This window comes from Pseudozobellia sp. WGM2, from assembly GCF_017810075.1.
In the GTDB taxonomy this organism is placed as follows: Bacteria; Bacteroidota; Bacteroidia; order Flavobacteriales; family Flavobacteriaceae; genus JADNYK01.
Genome location: NZ_JADNYK010000012.1, coordinates 53085 through 72723 on the forward strand (window position 1 = coordinate 53085; position 19639 = coordinate 72723).

Annotated in this window: 18 protein-coding genes; 8 read left to right on the forward strand and 10 right to left on the reverse strand. The window is 39.2% G+C overall.

Annotation, left to right across the window (positions count from 1 at the left end; all coding sequences use genetic code 11):
* Position 1: 1 nt before the first annotated feature.
* Positions 2 to 1264 carry an acetylxylan esterase gene (locus IV512_RS19255; protein WP_245224971.1) on the forward strand — a complete coding sequence of 421 codons (1263 nt, stop codon included), beginning with the start codon at positions 2 to 4 and terminating at the stop codon, positions 1262 to 1264.
* 3 nt (positions 1265 to 1267) lie between these two features.
* Here IV512_RS19255 and IV512_RS19260 read toward each other — a convergent pair whose 3' ends face one another.
* Genes IV512_RS19260 through alaS form a run of 4 tightly spaced genes read right to left on the reverse strand, consistent with a single transcriptional unit; the run spans position 1268 to position 6378 of the window.
* The gene (locus IV512_RS19260) at positions 1268 to 1882 is read right to left on the reverse strand and encodes a DUF4230 domain-containing protein (RefSeq protein ID WP_209406322.1); all 615 of its coding nucleotides are present in this window, start codon (positions 1880 to 1882) and stop codon (positions 1268 to 1270) included.
* Entirely contained in the window at positions 1879 to 2868 is a 990-nt protein-coding gene (locus tag IV512_RS19265; RefSeq protein WP_209406324.1) for a GSCFA domain-containing protein, read from the reverse strand. The genes IV512_RS19260 and IV512_RS19265 overlap by 4 nt, the downstream gene beginning before the upstream one ends.
* A gap of 7 nt (positions 2869 to 2875) precedes the next feature.
* Positions 2876 to 3745: a tetratricopeptide repeat protein gene (locus IV512_RS19270; protein ID WP_209406326.1), complete on the reverse strand. Its 870-nt coding sequence runs from the start codon at positions 3743 to 3745 to the stop codon at positions 2876 to 2878.
* A gap of 17 nt (positions 3746 to 3762) precedes the next feature.
* Positions 3763 to 6378, reverse strand: a complete 2616-nt coding sequence (alaS, locus tag IV512_RS19275; protein ID WP_209406328.1) for an alanine--tRNA ligase — start codon at positions 6376 to 6378, stop codon at positions 3763 to 3765.
* A 101-nt stretch (positions 6379 to 6479) separates the two neighbouring features.
* Here alaS and IV512_RS19280 point away from each other — a divergent pair, with 101 nt between their 5' ends.
* The 5 genes from IV512_RS19280 to IV512_RS19300 all read left to right on the forward strand — a co-directional run bounded on the left by IV512_RS19280 (position 6480) and on the right by IV512_RS19300 (position 9692).
* Positions 6480 to 7457: a M23 family metallopeptidase gene (locus IV512_RS19280; protein ID WP_100869564.1), complete on the forward strand. Its 978-nt coding sequence runs from the start codon at positions 6480 to 6482 to the stop codon at positions 7455 to 7457.
* A complete protein-coding gene (locus IV512_RS19285; RefSeq protein WP_100869565.1) occupies positions 7457 to 7786 on the forward strand; it encodes a MerR family transcriptional regulator in 330 nt (109 codons plus the stop codon). Before IV512_RS19280 ends, IV512_RS19285 begins: the two co-directional genes overlap by 1 nt.
* Positions 7787 to 7878: 92 nt before the next feature.
* Positions 7879 to 8478, forward strand: coding sequence for a LemA family protein (locus IV512_RS19290; protein ID WP_209406330.1), 600 nt, complete (start codon positions 7879 to 7881; stop codon positions 8476 to 8478).
* A gap of 4 nt (positions 8479 to 8482) precedes the next feature.
* The gene (locus tag IV512_RS19295; RefSeq protein WP_209406332.1) at positions 8483 to 8920 is read left to right on the forward strand and encodes a TPM domain-containing protein; all 438 of its coding nucleotides are present in this window, start codon (positions 8483 to 8485) and stop codon (positions 8918 to 8920) included.
* Complete coding sequence (locus IV512_RS19300) at positions 8901 to 9692, forward strand: YgcG family protein (protein WP_209406334.1); 792 nt, start codon at positions 8901 to 8903, stop codon at positions 9690 to 9692. Before IV512_RS19295 ends, IV512_RS19300 begins: the two co-directional genes overlap by 20 nt.
* A 38-nt stretch (positions 9693 to 9730) precedes the next feature.
* Here IV512_RS19300 and IV512_RS19305 read toward each other — a convergent pair whose 3' ends face one another.
* The 5 genes from IV512_RS19305 to IV512_RS19325 all read right to left on the reverse strand — a co-directional run bounded on the left by IV512_RS19305 (position 9731) and on the right by IV512_RS19325 (position 14654).
* A complete protein-coding gene (locus tag IV512_RS19305; RefSeq protein ID WP_209406336.1) occupies positions 9731 to 10585 on the reverse strand; it encodes a hypothetical protein in 855 nt (284 codons plus the stop codon).
* A 139-nt stretch (positions 10586 to 10724) separates the two neighbouring features.
* The gene (locus IV512_RS19310) at positions 10725 to 11159 is read right to left on the reverse strand and encodes a hypothetical protein (RefSeq protein ID WP_209406338.1); all 435 of its coding nucleotides are present in this window, start codon (positions 11157 to 11159) and stop codon (positions 10725 to 10727) included.
* A gap of 184 nt (positions 11160 to 11343) precedes the next feature.
* A complete protein-coding gene (locus IV512_RS19315) occupies positions 11344 to 13242 on the reverse strand; it encodes an alpha/beta fold hydrolase (RefSeq protein WP_209406340.1) in 1899 nt (632 codons plus the stop codon).
* A 276-nt stretch (positions 13243 to 13518) separates the two neighbouring features.
* Positions 13519 to 14061, reverse strand: coding sequence for a DUF4287 domain-containing protein (locus IV512_RS19320; protein WP_209406341.1), 543 nt, complete (start codon positions 14059 to 14061; stop codon positions 13519 to 13521).
* A gap of 116 nt (positions 14062 to 14177) precedes the next feature.
* Positions 14178 to 14654 (reverse strand): nucleoside deaminase, encoded by a 477-nt coding sequence (locus IV512_RS19325; protein ID WP_209406343.1) that lies wholly within the window; start codon positions 14652 to 14654, stop codon positions 14178 to 14180.
* A gap of 229 nt (positions 14655 to 14883) precedes the next feature.
* On the opposite strand from IV512_RS19325, the gene IV512_RS19330 reads away from it, so the two are divergent.
* Positions 14884 to 16098, forward strand: a complete 1215-nt coding sequence (locus tag IV512_RS19330) for an ATP-binding protein (protein ID WP_209406345.1) — start codon at positions 14884 to 14886, stop codon at positions 16096 to 16098.
* Between the two features lie 86 nt (positions 16099 to 16184).
* Here IV512_RS19330 and IV512_RS19335 read toward each other — a convergent pair whose 3' ends face one another.
* Entirely contained in the window at positions 16185 to 18944 is a 2760-nt protein-coding gene (locus IV512_RS19335) for an outer membrane beta-barrel protein (RefSeq protein WP_209406347.1), read from the reverse strand.
* 151 nt (positions 18945 to 19095) lie between these two features.
* Between IV512_RS19335 and IV512_RS19340 the strand changes: the two genes are divergently transcribed.
* Positions 19096 to 19596, forward strand: coding sequence for a hypothetical protein (locus IV512_RS19340; protein WP_209406349.1), 501 nt, complete (start codon positions 19096 to 19098; stop codon positions 19594 to 19596).
* The last annotated feature ends 43 nt before the right edge of the window (positions 19597 to 19639 follow it).

The window sequence follows — 19639 nt, forward strand, 5'->3', positions numbered from 1 at the left end:
CATGAAAAACCATTTTTTTTTCGCCCTCTTATTCCTCAGCGCCATGGCCCTTGCCCAACCAGAAGAAAGTTACAATTACGACGAAACTAAAGTGCCCAAATTTCAACTGCCCGACCTATTGACCTCCTTTAGTGGGAACGCAATAGAAACCCAACAGCAGTGGGAAGAAAACCGAAGGTTTGAAATACTTCAATTCTTTGAAAAACAGGTTTATGGCAAAGTACCCGATCGCTTAGATGAATACTCTTTTAAACTTCTAGAAGAGAGCAACGATGCCTATGGGGGCAAGGCCCGGCGGAAACAGGTCGCTATAAGTTTGAAGAAAAACAAGCGTACCATCACCTATAATATGCTCATTTACTTACCCAAAGGCAACCCCACGGCTCCCGTATTTTTAGGGTATAACTTTTATGGAAACCACACGGTAACCACAGACCCTAAAGTACCGATTACGGAAGCTTGGGTGTCAAATAACAAAACCTTCGGAATTACCGACAACAAAGCCAGCGAAAACACGAGAAGTGTAAGAACCCACCGTTGGGCCATAGAAAAAATGTTGGACAATGGTTACGGACTTGCCACTATATATTATGGAGAGGTTGACCCAGACAAAAATGATTTTTCAGATGGTGTACACCAACTTTTTTACCAAGAAGGGCAAGATAAACCTAAAACCAATGAATGGGGAAGCATTGCCGCATGGGCCTTCGGTTTAAGCAAGGCCATGGACTATCTTGAAAATGATGGTAATATCTCAGATGTAATCGTATTCGGGCATTCACGCTTGGGCAAAGCGGCATTGTGGGCCGGTGCTACCGATAAAAGGTTTGCGGGCGTAATAAGTAACGATTCTGGTTGCGGCGGGGCAGCCCTGTCGAAAAGAAAGTTCGGTGAAACTGTAGAGCGCATCAACACTTCCTTCCCGCATTGGTTTGCCGACAGCTTTAAAAAATACAATGACAACGAACGCACATTACCGGTGGATCAACATCAGTTATTGGCCTTAATGGCTCCACGACCTTTGTACGTAGCAAGTGCTGTTGAAGACCAATGGGCCGACCCAAAAGGCGAATTTTTGTCCACGCACTATGCATCAAAAGTATATGAGTTATACGGTAAAGAAGGGGTCACCGCAACGAACATGCCTGATGTTGAACAACCCATTCAAAAAACCGTGGCCTACCACATACGAAATGGCAAACACGATGTTACCGATTACGATTGGGAGCAATATATTGTTTGGGCAAAAACATTCACCAAATAAAATTTAATCTTTGAGAAGCACCTCTGGCAGGTTTTGGTCGATTACCTCGTTTTTGTAGATTAAAGTCCAGCCCATAGAGTTTGTGAGAATGTAGAACTTTTGCAACTCGCTCAACAATCGGTTTTGGGCATTAGCCTTTAAAGACGAAGCTTCGACCTTTTTCATAAGCGAGGCCGTTACGTTCTTCTTTATTTTGTTATAGTCGGATGCTTCGAACATATTCAAATAATCGGAGGTCACATCATAATACTCAAAATCTGGATTGATTTTCACCTCTGGCTCGGGAATACTTTTTATACGCAAAGTCTTCGTTTCTTCATCGACCTCAAATTCAATCTGGCTTAAGTCATAAGCCACTGTTACATCGGCATTCACCACTACCAAAGCTTTTTTCTGTGCTGAAATTAAAGGCCCAAAGAGCATTTTAGAATCTTTGTAATTATATACCTCGGCAAAGTGACCTTCTGTAACGACTAGCTTTGAAACATTATCTATCTGCTGCTGTATCAGCATCGAGTTTTCCTGAAGGATGGAACGCTCTTTTTTATCTTCGGTGCAAGAACGAAAAATGAAAACGGCAGCCAATGTTATAACAACTCCTAAGAAGATTTTTTTCATAAGATGAAGTTACAATAGAAAATAATAATCAAAAACGCAGACGCCCAAAAACTCATAAATGGAAACTGATTTTGTAGCCGCTCTATCTTGTTTCCTAAATTTCTCAAGAATTTACGGTGCTGTTCCGAATCGGGTTGAAAGGGCCGATGCAGTAGTCCTTTTTGAATGGAATCAACTTCATCCATTATCTTGAAGACATCCTCAGAAATATAAACTTCCTTAAACTTTTCCCAAATATAATCTATGGCCAATTGATTCGGGTGTACCATATCTTCTTTATAAAAGCGGTAATCCCTCAGCTCATCCATCTGTATTTCGTACGATGGAAAATACAGAGCACCTTCATGCAAAATATCGTGTACCGCCGAAATCAAATGCGCTTTACTTCTTTGGTTCTCTACAAATCCATTCTTTAAATGACGCACCGGGGAAACGGTAAAAATTACTTTCGCATTTGGGTTGACCGATTGAACAAGCTGAAGTATTCGTCTTAAACATTGAGAAACTTTGTCAACGCTTAGCAAGTGTTTTGAAAATTCTGATTGAGGTACTTTATGGCAGTTGGCCACTACCCTATCGGCACCAAGATTATGGTACACCCAAGCCGTACCCAATGTTATAAAAATATGACTTGTATTTTGAAGATTTTCATAGGTAGATTTCAACCCTTGGTTCAATTTCTTCAACAAAGAAGCAGGGTCGTCACTATTTAAATCAGAATGGGCATCAAAGCATTGCCAGCGGTCGTTTAGAAAGAATATTTCTTCTTCGGTATAGCCTTTTTTGTGAATCGTACGGTCTAGTAAATTTTCAATGGCCACTGGATGAAATAAAATCCCGAAAGGGTTTTGAAGCTGTTGAAATTTAAAATAATCAAACTTGCTTCCCATATTATCCGAAAAACAAGAACCCAATAGCAATAATCGACTCTTATAATCGATTGGGTTTTCAGTTTTTTTTAATGGTATTTGAGTCTGAAGTTTCATTCGTTCTTTAGTTTTCCGGGTCTATTCGAGAATGCCGACTCAACCTATGAAAAATTTGATACGGATATATCTCATATATCACTTGGTCTTCATTTATCGTATTGCTAGCCTCTGAACGGGCTATTTTCACCAAGTCTTTGGCTTCATCTTCTTCACCAAGCTGATAAAGACATATGGCTTTGTAATACTTTGCATCTGCAAATTTTTCATATACTTTTAGCGATTCGTCGAAACAAGCAATTGCTTTTCGGTAATTCTTAAGTTCAAATTCTGCGATTCCCAAATAGAACCAATCCATATAATGGCAGGCTTCATGGGGTGGATCATTAGGAAAATCTTCGAATTGCTGATTTTTACTTTTTTCCAAAAATTCCTTTGCTTTTGAAAATTGATTAAGCTGAAGATAGTCAAGACCCATATAAAAGTTATAGGTATGATCCATTACATAGCTATCACCGAACTTTCTTTTCACTTCATTAAATTCGGCGATGGACTCTTCGTATTCTTTGGAGAACAAGCATTTCATAAAAGCGCTGTAAGGCAAATACCTTGCAGAATCATATTTTACGGCTTTCTCTAAAAAAGGCTTCCCCAAAGAGTATTTTCTTGCCTTATAAAGCGGCATTGCCTTTTGTTGCCAGAAATAGGCGGAGTCTGGCTTGATTTGAAGAATAGAGTCTAATATCAACTGCCTTTCAACGGAATGTAACCCTACCCTATTTGCTCTCTTCCAGAGGCTATCAATCTTATTTTTTTCGAGTTGGGTCAGTTCGGTCCTTGGTTGCGGTTCAGTGGTCTTAGATAGATTTTCAGTCTTCGTGAATCTATCCACACATGATGAAAAAACCAATAAGATTAAAATCAGCTTTTTCATCATGTTTTTTGTTTAGTTGTTTACGAAATATAACCCTTGGCCTTTTCAAGTGCTTCAACTATACCACTCGGGTTCTTGCCACCGGCGGTAGCGAAAAAAGGTTGGCCACCACCACCGCCTTGAATGAATTTCCCCAGCTCCCTCACAATGGTTCCTGCATTCAAATCTTTTGAAGCCACTAGCTCTTTAGAAATGTAGCAAGACAATAATGCTTTTCCGTTTTGTTCCGTACCAAAGAGAAGAAAGAGATTGTCTTGGTTCTGTCCCATTTCAAAGGAAAGGTCTTTGATTCCCGCGGCATCCAAATCAATTTTCTTGGCCAAAAACTGAACTCCGTTTACCTCTTGTAGTTCGTTCTGTAAATCGCCTTTTAGATTTTTAGCCTTTTCCTTGAGCAAGTTTTCAACTTCCTTTTTCAGTTTAGCATTTTCCTCCTGCAAAGAGGACACAGATTTTACGGGGTCTTGCGCATTGTTCAGCACCTCTTTTATTTCAAGTAAGGTCTTATTATTTTCCTCGAAAAAATCTTTTACCGCATCTGAAGTAATAGCTTCAATTCTTCGAATACCTGCCGCGACGGCCCCTTCTGATTTAATTTTGAAATGCCATATATCACCTGTGTTCTTGACATGGGTACCTCCGCAAAGTTCCATAGATTGTCCGAATCTCACCGTTCGTACCGTGTCACCATATTTCTCACCAAACAATGCCATTGCGCCTTCTTCAAGTGCTTTTTGCATGGGCACGCTCCGGTTTTCAACAAATGGCAACTGCCCTTCGATTCTTGCATTGACAAAATTTTCTACTTCATGTAGTTCGTCGACGGTTAATTTAGAAAAATGCGAAAAATCAAACCTCAAATATTTCGAATGTACCGCTGAACCTTTTTGCTCTACGTGTTTGCCCAGTACTTCACGTAATGCCTGGTGTAATAAATGAGTTGCCGTGTGATTCGCCTCTGTACGATTACGTTGCTTTTTATCTACTACAACTCTAAAAGTTTCATTTAAGCTTTTAGGTAAATTTTTAGTGAAATGTATTATCTCATTATTCTCCCTTTTGGTGTCTATAATATAAATCACATCACCGTTAGGCACTTCTAGATAGCCCTTATCTCCTACTTGCCCACCACCTTCTGCATAAAACGGGGTAAGATTGAACACCAACTGAAACTGCTCACCTGCCTTTTTAGAAGTAACTTTTCTGTACTTCACCAATTTTACATTGGCCTCGAGCACATCGTACCCAACAAACTCCTGCTCTGAATCGCCAGAAAGTACTACCCAATCATCTTTGGAAATCTCGGAAGCCGATTTTGAGCGGTTTTTCTGCTCTTGCATCGCCTTTTCAAAACCGGCCTCATCTAAGCTATATCCTTTTTCAGAAAGAATCAATGCGGTAAGATCAATGGGGAAACCGTAGGTATCATAAAGCTCAAAAGCCTTTCTACCATCTATTTCTTTACTCTTGGCACTTGCGATCACTTGATCTAAGAGCACGAGCCCCTGTTCCAACGTATTTAAAAAAGAATGTTCTTCTTCTTTAATCACATTTTCAATCAATTGCTTTTGCTCTTTCAATTCAACAAAAGCGTCACCCATAGTATCTGTCAGTATGTTCACTAGGCGATACATGAACGGGCCTTTGGCACTTAAAAAGGTAAAGCCATACCGAATGGCCCGGCGCAAAATTCTACGAATAACGTAGCCTGCACCTGTGTTACTTGGTAACTGACCATCAGCTATTGAAAATGAGACCGCCCTGATGTGGTCTGCAACAACCCTTATAGCGATATCTGTCTTTTCGGTCTTACCGTATTTACAATTGGTAATTGCCTCTATCTCTCTGATTATAGGCTTAAAAACATCGGTATCGTAGTTCGATTTTACACCCTGAAGTGCCATACAAAGACGTTCGAACCCCATACCCGTATCTACATGCTTGGCCGGCAGCGTTTCTAAAGCACCATCAGCTTTGCGATTGTATTGCATAAAAACGAGATTCCATATCTCGACCACCAAAGGGTGATCGGCATTTACCAAAGAGGCACCGGATACTTTAGCCTTTTCTTCTTTGGAGCGCAAGTCGACATGAATTTCGGAACATGGCCCACAGGGACCTTGGTCGCCCATTTCCCAAAAATTATCCTTCTTATTGCCCATGATAATTCTATCTTCGGGTACGATAGCTTTCCAAAGGTCATAAGCCTCTTGATCAAGCCCTAGTTTATCCGCATCATCACTTCCCTCGAAAACAGAAACGTACAGACTATCCGTATCTATTTTAAAAACCTCGGTCAAAAGTTCCCAAGACCATTTAATGGCCTCTTCCTTAAAATAATCACCAAAACTCCAATTGCCCAACATCTCGAACATGGTATGATGGTAGGTATCTTTACCAACTTCTTCCAAATCGTTATGCTTACCACTAACCCGCAAACACTTTTGGGTATCGACTACCCTTTTGTTCTTGGCTATCGTGTTACCTAAAAAATACTCCTTAAATTGAACCATGCCCGCATTGGTAAACAAAAGCGTAGGGTCATCTTTGAGAACCATCGGGGCCGACGGCACGATTTTATGTTTTTTATCTTCAAAAAAACTTAAGAACTGTCTTCGAATGTCTTTGGAAGTCATAGAAAATTATAAGGTTTTATAAATTTTGACGTTATAAACAAAACAATTTTTATATTTGTTTGTGCCGCCAAAACGCCACAAAAATAGGATAAAATAGATTCATGTCTAAAGTAAAGTACTATTACGATCCCGATACGCTTTCGTATCGGAAAATCGAACCGCAGAAATCACGGCGCTATCGTAATATTGCATTTTTTATTTTGGGCTCATTTCTCTTCGGGTTGATGGCCTTGGTACTTTTAATGAATACTAATCTCATCAATACTCCAAGGGAACTTTCTCTACAACGTGAAGTCAAAAACTATGAGCTTCAGTTTGATTTATTAAATCGTAAAATGGGCCAAATAGAAGAGGTTCTGGCCAATATCGAAGATCGAGACAACAACATTTACAGACTATATTTTGAAGCAAACCCTATACCTGAAGAACAACGACGAGCTGGTTTTGGTGGGGTCAACCGATATAAATCGCTTGAAGGTTTTAATAATTCTGAAATGATAAAAGCGACTACAAAAAGGCTTGATATTATCAAAAAACAAATGGCGATACAGTCAAAATCTTTGGATGAAGTCACGAAACTGGCCGAAGAGAAAGAAAAGCTTTTAATGGCCATACCTGCTATTCAGCCGGTGAACAACGAAGATTTAAAGCGAATGGCTTCCGGTTTCGGTTGGCGTTCAGACCCGTTTACCAAAGCACGTAAAATGCACCGAGGTATGGATTTTTCCGCACCTAAGGGTACTCCTATTTATGCACCGGGTGACGGTAAAGTGATTCGTGCTGACAATGGTTCTTCGGGTTACGGTAAGCACATTCGAATTGACCATGGGTACGGATATAAAACATTATATGGCCATTTGAGCAAATACAACGTTAAAAAAGGGCAACGGGTAAAACGAGGCGACCTCATAGGTTTTGTAGGTAACACAGGGCGTTCAGAGGCACCTCACTTGCATTATGAAGTTTGGAAAGACGAAGAACGGATCAACCCTATCAATTTTTATTACGGTAGTTTAACGGCCAAAGAATTTGAGAACATGCTCAAATATGCCGCACAAGAAAATCAATCATTGGATTAATGCAAATAGAGCTCCCAGAAAAAAGATATTACGGTATTGGCGAAGTGGCCAAGGCATTTGGTGTTAATACCTCCCTCATTCGTTTTTGGGAAAAAGAGTTTGATGCCCTCAAGCCGAAAAAGAACGCCAAAGGAAACCGGAAATTCACTCCACAAGACATTACCAACCTCAAATTGATATACCATTTGGTCAAAGAGAGAGGCTTTACGTTAGATGGCGCAAAGACCCACTTAAAAGAAAATCGTCAAAAGACTCTTGGCAAATTTGAAATCATTGATAAATTAGAGCTCATCAAGTCAGAGCTGATAAAAATCAAGGATCAATTGTAACGAACCGCTCAACTTACCGTCGTATAGGGCAAAGACTATTATTTAAGCAAAAACCCTTAACTACATAATTATATTTACTAAAACACAGAACAATGAAAAAAGGTTTGATCGCACTTATCGTGCTCGTCGTCATCGCATTTGGCATTTACCAATGGGCCGTTGGCTTTAACAACACCGCCGTTGAACTTGAGGCCGACGCCAAAACAGCATGGTCTAACGTAGAAAGCTCGTACCAACGAAGAAATGATCTGATCGGTAATTTGGTCAAAACGGTTCAAGGGGCGGCCGATTTTGAAAGAGGCACCTTAAAAGATGTAATCGAGGCTAGAGCAAAGGCGACCTCCACAAATATTGACGCCAATAATCTTACCCCAGAAAATATCGCTGCTTTTCAAGAAGCACAGAGCGGACTTACCGGGGCACTAAGTAAATTAATGGTAGTGGTAGAACGCTACCCCGAGCTTAAGGCGAATCAAAATTTTCTTGAACTTCAATCACAGCTAGAAGGTACCGAAAACCGTATTAATGTGGCTAGGGATCGCTTTAATGAAAAAGTGAACCTTTATGATATTCATACCACAAAATTCCCTGGTAAATTGTTGGCAGGTCTTTTCGGATTTGAAGAGATGGCACGTTATAAGGCCGATGCCGGTTCTGAAAATGCCCCGGATGTAAACTTTGAGTTCAATTAAACCCATGTCAAGAGTCGAAGACTTTTTAACCCAAGATGAAGAACAAGAAGTAGTCCAGGCCATTCTTGAAGCTGAAAAGAATACTTCAGGAGAGATTCGGGTGCACATCGAAGCACATACCCGCCTTGATATCATGGTGCGCGCCAAAGAGGTGTTTCATATGCTCAAGATGGATAACACCAAAGATGACAACGGCGTTCTCATTTATGTAGCTGTCAACGATAGAAAGTTCGCCATTTTTGGTGACCGTGGTATCGACGCCGTAGTGCCAAAAGATTTTTGGAACACGACTAAAGACGCTATTCAATTACAGTTCAAAAACGGTAAATTCAAACAAGGCATCGTTGACGGAATACTAAAGGCCGGTGAAGAACTTAACACTCATTTCCCTTGGCAACAAGACGATGAAAACGAACTTAGCAATGAGATATCTAAAGGTTAGCTTACTATCCCTTTTTCTACTTTGCTTTGGTCTTCTACAGGCGCAATTCGAGATTCCGGAGAAACCTTCGAAACAGACCAGTGTTTACGATTATATAAACCTTTTATCCGCAGGGCAGGCGCAAAATTTAGAGCAGAAGCTAGTACGTTATTCAGATAGTACCTCTACCCAAATTGTAGTGGCAATTATCAATTCTACGGAAGGAGAAAACATCAATTATCTAGGCGCTCAATGGGGCCAAAAATGGGGAATTGGTCAAGCCGGAAAAGACAACGGAGTTCTAGTATTGCTCGCCAAAGATGATAGGCGTATCGCTATTAACACAGGCTACGGAGTAGAAGGTAGCCTTACCGATGCCATGTCGCGCAGAATTATCGAGAACATCATCGTACCCCAGTTTAAAAATGCCGATTTCTATGGAGGCCTCGACCAGGGGGCAGATGCTATTTTTCAGGTATTAAACGGTGAATTTGATGAGGAGAGAACTTTTGATGATAGCGGCGGATTTCCGATTCGTTCGTTTCTCCCCTTTATCATCTTCTTTGTTATACTTATTATTCTCTCCAACCGAAATAAGCGTGGTGGTGGCCGTAATGGCGGAAAACGTTCTGGCGGATTCGACATTTGGGATATGATAATACTTAGTAATATGGGGCGAAGTAGTGGGTCCGGTGGTTTTGGAGGAAGCTCAGGCGGAGGATTCGGTGGCGGCTTTGGCGGAGGATTCGGTGGAGGCGGTTTTGGTGGCGGTGGCGCATCTGGCGGTTGGTAATCAACCAATTTTTTAAATAAAATTCTCAAATCTTGAAATTAATCAGTTTCATTAAATTCAATACTTTTTGCTTTCAGGTAAGCCCAAATCGCCTCTATATCTTCTTCATTCGATAGTTTTAAGAAATCACTTTGGGCTAAGCAATAAGTAAGAAAGCCGTCGATATTGATTTCAGGAATATTTAAATTTTCGGCAATCGTTAACTTAGAGAACTTAGAAAGTATAACATTTTGAAGTTCCATTTTTTTATCACGCGAAACCATCCCCTCAAACGTTTCGGTTCTACCTGAAAGTCTGTTTATAGTTTTACCCATATTTATGGTAAAGCCTACGGTGAGATATCCTAAAATATTCTTTTCCTTTATTTTTTCTTCTACCGTCGAAAATCTAAAATACTTATCCCTATCCGCCTCTAAAAGCAAACGTTCACTTTGACTCATAATCTTTAAATCGGCATTGGGCAGGCCTAAGGTAGAAGAAGTAACTATTGGGCCAATATCAAGCCTATTTAGATCATTTTCTACTTTACCCGACAGATTATATGGTGTAACGGTAACTTCGTTTAAGCTGATCACATTTTCTATAAGATCAACAGTGACTATTTTTTTGAGAAAAACGGGTTCGGTAATTTTGATTTCTTTCTTCAGATATTGAACTGAACTAAATTGAATTAAATCATTCAATTTAACTTCAATCTTAAAAAAACCCAAAGAATCGGTAATCGTAGATTTTTGAGAGTTAAGGTTGACGACCAGAACGTTTGAGACATCTTCGGCCAGACTTTGAACTTTACCGATTAAACTAATATTTTCTTCTTGGGCAACGCTGTCATCTGGCCTCAAGAAAATAAACAGAAAACAACAAATGCTCAAATAGACCTTTAATCTTGTCATTCTCTATTTTTTCTTTATCAAGAAAATTATAAAACAATTGGGGATTAAAGGTCTTAAAGTGTGGTAAAATGTTGTTAAACAAGAGATAAGAACCGAATTCACCTGCAAATTTAAATATCAGAAAGTCGTTTTAAATTGGTCACTGCTTTTCAAAGTATTCATAAATGGCAAAATCTGTTCTTCCAGAATTATCTTTATAATGAACTTTAATCATCAATTTTAGCTTTCCATCAATGATTTCATAAGTTACATTTCTTTCCGCAAAACCTGAATCCCAAAGGAGGTCAAATTTCGTAGCTCCCCTATTCATGTCATTAGTGACATTTTCGCCCCAATCGCAATCTTGTGGATCACAAGAACCCCACATTTGAACAATAAAATGGTCAGTTTTAAAGGAGATTTCACACTTGGTGACCATGGGATCACTTCCCTCATTTACCCATATACCCTCAAAATCGGTTTCCCCACTTATATTTATGGGTTGAAATGCTCCGATTTTTTCCATTTTTGGAGATTCAATATTTACCTTCCAAAATACCATAGTCAGTAAGATGATACTTAAGTATGAGTTCATAGTTCTTTAATTTATAAAATTATACCTACCCCATTGCGAAAAAGTAAAGACCTATTTTTACTGTTAGAAACTTTACATAATATAACTATCGATAGAAATAAAGCTCATTTTTACTTTATTACTTAGGTATGAACAACCACAAGCATCTATCAAATTCAATTTTGAAAGCCCGCCTCACTTTTTTCTACTCCGTAAGGCCTTTAAGATGTACGTCAAGAAAATCTTTAATTTGACCATACCCAGAAATTTGGTTTTCTTTCTTTCGAAAACCATGACCTTCATCATCAAAAATCACATATTCTACTGGCACGCCATTAGCTTTTACACCTTCTACAATTTCATCGGACTCTACCTGTAACACCCGTACATCGTTAGCCCCTTGTAGCACCATCAATGGTTTGGTCACATTCTCGGTGTGAAAGAGCGGTGAGATACCGTGAAGTCGAACTGAATCTTGGGTATATGGGTCTCCCATTTCATCGTACAATGCCTTTTTAAAACTTTCCCAATACGGCGGAATCGATTTTAACGTACGTAGCCAGTTGGTAACCCCAAAAATATTCACCCCTACATCAAACGCCTCAGGCTCAAAAGTAAGCGCGGCCATAACCATATAGCCTCCGTAAGAACCTCCAATGATGCCCACTTTTTCCATATCGATTACCTCAGTTGAAGCCAGAAAGTCTTTACCAGCTACGCAATCTTTCAAGTCTTTATCCCCATGATTTCTATCGTCAAGGTGATTGAATTCTTTTCCGTAACCGCTACTTCCCCGATTGTTCACCGCCAAAATAGCATATCCATGATTGACCAGATACTGAATCAACTCGAAATTGTTCAGCCGAGACTGCCCACCTGGTCCGCCATGTACCCAAACCAAACCGGGAACTTTATTTTCTATACTGGCTTGTTTGGGTTGGTAATATATAGCGGGTATTTCAAGCCCGTCGAACGATTTATAGCGAACTACTTGACCTTCTACCAAATCATCTTCTTTTATTTCGGGGTTGAGCGTATCCGTTAATTTTTTGAGTTCACCAGTCTCAAAATTATAGACGTACATATTACTGGGTGTAGCCGAGGTACTCACCATTAATCGTGCATTTTTTTCATTTTTTGAAATACTTACAGAGGTTATACTGCCCCCTTCCATATCGGGCAGTTTTACTTCTTCTCCCGTTTCTTGATCTATAACTTTCACAATAGTTTTAGCATCTTCATTAATTCCGATCACCCGATACTTTTGATTATAAGAATCATAGGCGTACCACACATCCCAGTTGGTCTCAAACACCTTTTCTACTTCACCCGTATCTAGATTTCTTTTTGCCAAATAGACGAAATCAGACCCTTCATCAGTGGTATAAAAAAGACTTTTATTGTCTAGGCTAAAAAACTGCGGATTATAGGTGGCATCTCCTTCATGTTCAGAAATATCGGTTTTTTCCTCGGTTTCCGAATCGTACAAATACATCTTACCATCTGCACTGGTAATCGCTTGGGTCAATGCAAAATATCTTTCATTGGGGGAAATAGATCCTACATCAAGTCCGTCATCGTTCTGATAAATCATTTTTTTGGTAGGCGTTTCAGCATCCAACGAGTCGATTGGCATCGTATAGACATCCATATAACTACGGTTACGTTCATTGCTCACAAGAAACATCTTGCTTTCATCTCGACTCCACCCCCAGAATCCGTTACGCACGCTATCTACGGGAGTAAGATTTTTAGGTTCGCCCTCTTCAGACATCATAAAAACCTTATAATTTTCGTTTCCACCTTCATCATACGTATAAATGAAGCGTTCGTCGTTCGGAAAATAACTTTGGGCGAAGTATGATTCGTCTGATGACTCGGTCAACTGCTTTCTTTCCCCCGAAGCGATGTCAATCTCATACACATTATAAATGCCCGATTCATTACTACTTACAAGCAGTTTTGATTCATCTGGTGAAAAAGAACCGCCCCCAATACTTTTATTCTCATAGAATTGTTCGATTGTATATTTTGCCATCGGTTTGGGCTCTTCTTGACAACCGACTAGAAGTAAAGCTAGAAGCGTTAAATGGAGTGCTTTCATAGTATTTTGATTAAGTTGTGATCAAATTGAGCGAACATGATTTCGTATCATATCCGTCTTTAAAGCGTATTGAATTTGATGGGGGGAGAGCTTGAATTTACAAAATTCATTTGTAAACTATGTTTTAATCAGTGCTTTAACTCAACATTTCTTCTTTCTACATGTGAGAATCAATTCAGATGCTCTATATCAACACTTATATTCTTATTGCGCTACGCGTTTTCTGCACTAAATTTTGAACCCTCTTGAGGTTGTTCATTTTTAGCCTTCATCTTTTTAAATCGATTGTTCGTAGGCCTCGGTAATCCAGCTTTTCAATTCATCGTCGATTTCAGCCACCTCAGATAATCTAACCCTGTGTGTGCACATGGTTCCAAAAGGGCCAGAGTTTTCTAGTCTTTCGGTTTCCGGCTTATCTTTCAGTTTAAAGCCCAAGTCAATTCTTGATTTGGTAGCTGGTTTAATTAAAATAAACTGTCTTTTGCGAATAACGCTTACACTGCCTTTTTTTGGTGTGATGACAATATCAGACCCGAGCTTTTTGACGAACTTAATTAGTTTTTCATATATAGGCTTCAATTGTTCTTTGCCTTTGTATTGCATATCAACTAAATCGCCTGATGTATTGTTTTCTTCTTTTGACAATGTCACAATTGTATTCGCAAATCCATGGGTAACATTGTAATCCTTTTTCAGAAAGTTGACGGCTTCTGAATGTTTGGCAAAAGTCTTCTTTCGCAACACATTTTTCCATTCACTCAAAGATTTTCCCGTCTTTTCGGGCATGTTATCTATCATTGTTTGAAGAGCCTTGTCCATAGCACCCATTTTTAAAAAATCAGTTATACCATTATCAAAAGAAAGCGACCCGTAATTGGGTTTAAAACATCGTTACATATTCAGGGGAAGACTTGAATTTACAAAATTCTTTGAGGTTAATATTCCGTTCGGTCATTTTTTTCTGCCCAGCCATTAAAAACTGGCAAGGCTTCATTCCGTAGTAATTGAATAAAGGTCATTTGTCGGTCGCCCATATTTTTGTCCAATTCATCATAAATAAATCGGTCATCAAAATCAATAGCTTTGGCGTCTTCTTTCGTACAGGCAAAATAAACCGCTGTCGGCCTCGCCCAATAGATAGCGCCCAAACACATGGGGCAGGGTTCACAAGAAGTATAAAGTATACAATCAGTTAGTTGGAAGGAGTTTAGTTTCTTACATGCCTCACGAATTACGACCATCTCTGCATGGGCAGTAGGATCATTGGTCGAGGTAACTTGATTGTGACCTTCAGCTATAATTTCACCGTCTTTTACCAGTACTGCACCAAATGGTCCGCCTGCGTTAGAATTCATTCCCTTTGAAGCCATTTCAATGGCCCGTTTCATAAAAAATTCGTGTGTTGTATTCATGATTTTACTTACTGATTGTTATACGCTACATTTGTTAAAGATAGTTATTGAAAATCAAAGACCACAGCTGTACTCAAGGGCCGAAAAACCATTAATAAATTAGAGCATCATCGGATAATTAAATGAAATATATATCGTATAATTGATACGAACTTATTTTAAATTTCTCGCACACAGCTAGCTTATTTCACATAAAAAATAAGAACATTAAATCGTGAAGAATTGATTAATGGAAGTTAATACCGTTTTACAAAAAGACATTACAGATATTCAATCTATAGCGATTGTACCCACGATACTAGATGTTGTTTGTAGGGCCACGGGAATGGGGTTTGCTGCCGTGGCCAGGGTTACAGAAGATGCCTGGGTCACATGTGGCGTGTTAGATAATATTCCCTTTGGGCTGTCGGTGGGCGACGAACTCGAAATAAGCACCACTTTTTGCAAACAGGTACGGGATACCGACAAATTGGTGGTTATTGACCATGTTGATAATGATGAGACTTATTCGAATCACCCCATACCTCAACAGTATGGTTTTCAAAGTTATATATCAGTACCGATTATAAGAAGTAACGGAGAGTTTTTTGGCACCTTATGTGCCCTAGACCTTAAACCGAACAAGCTTAAAAATGCTAAAATCGTAGATATGTTCACCATGTTTTCTGAGTTGATTTCGTATCACCTCGATACTATCAACACCATGAGAAAACAAGCTAGCATTATTGAGAAAAAAGAAAACGAGCTTGCTACCTATGATTTTATATCAAGCCATGACCTGCAAGAACCTTTGCGCAAGATTCAGCTCTTGACGAATACCATAGAAGTAAAGGAAATCGATAAACTTTCTAAAAAAAGTAAGAAATACTTCAAATCGATCAAGAACGCGGCGACACGTATGCGAAAAATTCTTGATGACCTTCTGAAATATTCACAGACCGGGTATAATCATAAGGGTTTTAGAGAACAAGATATGGGCAAACTTATCGAAAGGGTCAAGTATCGGCTTTCAGATGAGTTTGATCAAAGCAACGCTGTACTAAATTTGAGCAATTTGGGCAAACTTCATATTATGCCCGTTCAAATAGAACAATTATTTTACAATTTGTTTTCCAATAATATCAAATTTAGAAATAACGAACGTACACTGACAATTGAGGTGGAAAGCCGAATTGACAAAGGCTCTAATTTCGGGGTCGAAAGTCTCGACGAGAATTTGAATTATTGCGAGATTTCAGTCAGAGATAACGGTAACGGTTTTGAGCAAAAGCATAGCGAAAAAATCTTTGAAATGTTTCAGCGATTATCTAACAAGCCGGATGATAAATCTACTGGAATCGGGTTGGCAATCGTCAAGAGAATTGTAAACAATCATAACGGAATAATTCTAGCTACCAGTCAACCGAACGTTCATGCTACTTTTAAAATATATCTTCCCGTTTAGTGAACATACATGATGTACCCCATCAAATTTTAAGAGCGACCAACAAAACCTACAGCACCCTTAAATCGTATGTGAAATGAAAATCATTAACGCCTTCTAAACCTACCTCCGCCTTGGGGTTTAGCACCCCCGAACTGGTCGAACTTATAAGTGAAACTTCCCATGAAATAACGTTTCAACACCGTACCTTGAAAGTCTTGTATAAAGTCTTCACCCGTTGTTCTTCTTGTATTGATGTTCTGGTCCAGTAAATCATAGGCCAACACCTTGACCGTAGCTTTTTTGTTCAAAATTTCCAAGCCCAGGCTCATATTCCAAAACACGGCATCTTTTCGAAAGCCTTGGCCGACATTCCCGTTATAGGTATAACGAATGTCATTGCCCCAAATCACATTTTTGGGCCAATAAATAGTAGTTCGAAGGCTAGCGTTTTGAGCCGTGAACTTTACATCTTCAAAATTATCGAGGTTGTACTGTGTATTGTTAAAAGTGATGCCATAACCAGGTTCGAACTCTACCAATTCGCGGTAGTTTATCGTAGTCGAGAGGTATGGCGAAATGTCAAAGCTTTCCGCTTCAAGACGCACTCCATTACTAAAACTCACTTGTCTACCAAAACTAACACCGGGTCGAAGGTTAAACTTTGCCGTGATGGTGCTGTCTTTCTTTACTTCCTTTGAATAGCCAAAACCGGCCCAGCCATTATAATTACCATCAATATTGGTAAAACGGGTGGTACGCAAGAAATTTTCATCAGTGGTTGAAATTCCAGACACCTTATTTTCTTGAAAATCTACATTTAAATAAGCATAAAGACCGGTGCGATCCTTCCAATTAAAATCATTGTAATGAAAATTAATGTTGTGGCTGACCGCAGGGGAAAGTTCAGGGTTACCAATAACAATGTTCAACGGATTACTGACATTGGGTACCGGCTGTAACTGATTTACCGATGGAAAATTCAAATTACTACGGTAACGGGCATTAAAGCGTTTATTCTTACCGAACGAATAGCGCATTCTGGCATTGAACAACAGGTTTTCATATGATTTGGAAAAGCTAGTGTTTTGCAAAAAATCTTGGTTGCTCAACTCGGTAAACTTGTATTCTGCCGCAATTCTAAAGTTCAACTTTTCCCCATTTCTACGAATACCTAAAGATGGGGTCTGCTGAATATTCTTAAAATTAAAGTTCGAACTCAATTCTTCATTAAAGAGGTTATAAGACCCCTCTTCTTCATTAAAATCAAAAACTTCTTTTTGGTTGTCTCTATCATCATGACTGTATTCATATTCGAAATCTAAAAACATCTTTTCAGCGATGGGGTGCCGGTATTCCCCTTGAATCTCATAATTATTTCTTTTGTTATCGACTTCTGAAAACTGATCAAGTGTCTGCTCCTCGCTTTCATTACCAAACACTTCGCGCAACGAACTTAAGTTAGATGCATTTCGGTTTTCATTGTTATTGTTAGAAAATCTTAAACTTACAAACCTACCTAGGGTGTCCAATTTTTTAATGATACTGAACCGATTCGAAAAGTTTCTTTGAAAGCCATCATCCCTTGTCGTTCTATTATTCCTGTTAATAAGATTACCATCTTCGTCATACGACACCGAGGTGTTTTGGTTGTAAGAATCGGTACGGCTAACACTCATCGAAGGCTCTAAAGTTACCCGTAGCGTTTTATCGATATCGAACTCTAAACTGGCCGAACCCCTATTGGAATTTGAAGACCCCCTAAATTTGCTATCACTATCGGTAAAAAACCTACCATCGGGCAAAATATTCTCTCGATTGGTTTTTTGATCATTGAACGAATCGCTATACCCGAAAAAATAATTACCATCGACCTCGTATTTGCCCTTTTCGGCATTTGCATAACTTCCTCCCAAATTGGAAGAGGTGGTTATACCGTTTCCGAAATTATTTAAAAGTCCAGATTCTCGTGCCCCATCATACCCACCTCGAGTTCTCCCGACCATATCATATATTTCATCAAATGAAAAGCCTGAATTGTTGATGTTGTTTGAACTGGCGATAAAACTGACTCTTTCGGTATCGTTAAAATGATTGAGTAGGCCGTTTAGTTGATAGCGTTCATCGGTACCATAGCCGGCTGAAATTCTACCCAAAACACCTTTGTTCTTATCTTTTTTGATGGTCAAGTTGATGGTCTTGTTCTCTCCATCACCTTCCTCTCCGGTAAACTCTTGAGTTTTAGTTTTTGTATCGGTAATCTGTATTTTATCGATTACTTCTTTAGGAAGGCTTTTTGTAGCTACCTTCGGGTCGTTGCTAAAAAATACTTGCCCATTGACCAACACCTGGTTGACCTCTTTTCCGTTCACGGTAATTTTACCATCGCTATCAACATCAACTCCGGGAAGCCTTTTGAGCACATCTTCAACATTGGCATCGGGGCGGGTCTTAAACGAATCTGCATTAAACTCCAAAGTATCTTTCTTCACTGTAATTGGCACCCTGTCCCCAATCACATCGACCCCTTGAAGCTCTTGGGTCTGGGGTTCCATTTGCACTGCTCCGAGTTTTATCTCTGGTTTCACCTCCACCTTCATGGTCAAGGTCTTGTAACCGTTAAAAGAAAAATAAAGATTGAACTCTTTTAACAAAGAACGGTCTTCAAGTTCAAAATAACCGTTTTCATCTGAGATGGTATAGGCCACCAAAGAGCTATCTTTTGGTGATTCTGCGTAAACGGTCGTGGCTTCAAGGGGCTGCGTTGACGAAGCATCAACTACAGAGCCCGTAATTTTGAATTCTTGTCCGCAAACGTTATAGTGAAAGCAAATGCACAGAACTAAAGCTGGTAAAACTTTGTGCATGAATTTTTTGGTTTTCGTGGATTGATGAATTAGATATTGACCAAAAATACCATTACAACTAAAAAATTAGTTACGATTAACAAAAGTTTATGCTTCTATAACTAGATGAGAAAATAACGCAACCTTAATTTAAAGGCAACATCTAATTGGCATGAGCGGTAAAGTTTTATATATCATATGGCAGATATACATTCTGGTTTTATTTTTCTCCTGTAAACCTGATGATAGCGGCGGCAACAATTGTGGCTTAGTTGATTGTGCGACGCCTTTGACCCACTCAGGAGCCATGGTTTACTTTTTAGATAACGGAACCGATAAAAATAGTTTTGTGTCGGGATCGTTGACCCTTGACGATATCTTAATCACTGATACCAAGAACAATGCTGTGGACATAGAACTCAAGCAAATTGAATTACACGAATCGGATTTACCATTTACAAGCCATTTTCTTGTTATTCATGATGACTTTCAACCGGGAGACAATACCTTAAATATTACAGTAAAAGATACCTTAAAATTCACTCTCACGCTTAACACCATTGAATATACCACAGGATGTTGCCAAGGCATCTATTTAAATGATGTAGAAATTGAGGGTGCAGCACATAATCTTGAACACTCGATTTACCTACCTATAATATACATTGATTGATATCTATGTTTACCCTTCAAGATTATAGGTATTACAAAAATCA

Bases quoted from the DNA above. Each gene is read 5' to 3' on its own strand.
- IV512_RS19285 (WP_100869565.1), top strand. From the start codon at position 7,457: ATGCAAATAGAGCTCCCAGAAAAAAGATATTACGGTATTGGCGAAGTG.
- IV512_RS19265 (WP_209406324.1), bottom strand. From the start codon at position 2,868: ATGAAACTTCAGACTCAAATACCATTAAAAAAAACTGAAAACCCAATC.
- IV512_RS19300 (WP_209406334.1), top strand. From the start codon at position 8,901: ATGAGATATCTAAAGGTTAGCTTACTATCCCTTTTTCTACTTTGCTTT.
- IV512_RS19290 (WP_209406330.1), top strand. From the start codon at position 7,879: ATGAAAAAAGGTTTGATCGCACTTATCGTGCTCGTCGTCATCGCATTT.
- IV512_RS19305 (WP_209406336.1), bottom strand. From the start codon at position 10,585: ATGACAAGATTAAAGGTCTATTTGAGCATTTGTTGTTTTCTGTTTATT.
- IV512_RS19315 (WP_209406340.1), bottom strand. From the start codon at position 13,242: ATGAAAGCACTCCATTTAACGCTTCTAGCTTTACTTCTAGTCGGTTGT.
- IV512_RS19280 (WP_100869564.1), top strand. From the start codon at position 6,480: ATGTCTAAAGTAAAGTACTATTACGATCCCGATACGCTTTCGTATCGG.
- IV512_RS19310 (WP_209406338.1), bottom strand. From the start codon at position 11,159: ATGAACTCATACTTAAGTATCATCTTACTGACTATGGTATTTTGGAAG.
- IV512_RS19320 (WP_209406341.1), bottom strand. From the start codon at position 14,061: ATGGACAAGGCTCTTCAAACAATGATAGATAACATGCCCGAAAAGACG.
- IV512_RS19335 (WP_209406347.1), bottom strand. From the start codon at position 18,944: ATGCACAAAGTTTTACCAGCTTTAGTTCTGTGCATTTGCTTTCACTAT.
- IV512_RS19325 (WP_209406343.1), bottom strand. From the start codon at position 14,654: ATGAATACAACACACGAATTTTTTATGAAACGGGCCATTGAAATGGCT.
- IV512_RS19330 (WP_209406345.1), top strand. From the start codon at position 14,884: ATGGAAGTTAATACCGTTTTACAAAAAGACATTACAGATATTCAATCT.
- IV512_RS19340 (WP_209406349.1), top strand. From the start codon at position 19,096: ATGAGCGGTAAAGTTTTATATATCATATGGCAGATATACATTCTGGTT.
- alaS (WP_209406328.1), bottom strand. From the start codon at position 6,378: ATGACTTCCAAAGACATTCGAAGACAGTTCTTAAGTTTTTTTGAAGAT.
- IV512_RS19260 (WP_209406322.1), bottom strand. From the start codon at position 1,882: ATGAAAAAAATCTTCTTAGGAGTTGTTATAACATTGGCTGCCGTTTTC.
- IV512_RS19295 (WP_209406332.1), top strand. From the start codon at position 8,483: ATGTCAAGAGTCGAAGACTTTTTAACCCAAGATGAAGAACAAGAAGTA.
- IV512_RS19255 (WP_245224971.1), top strand. From the start codon at position 2: ATGAAAAACCATTTTTTTTTCGCCCTCTTATTCCTCAGCGCCATGGCC.
- IV512_RS19270 (WP_209406326.1), bottom strand. From the start codon at position 3,745: ATGATGAAAAAGCTGATTTTAATCTTATTGGTTTTTTCATCATGTGTG.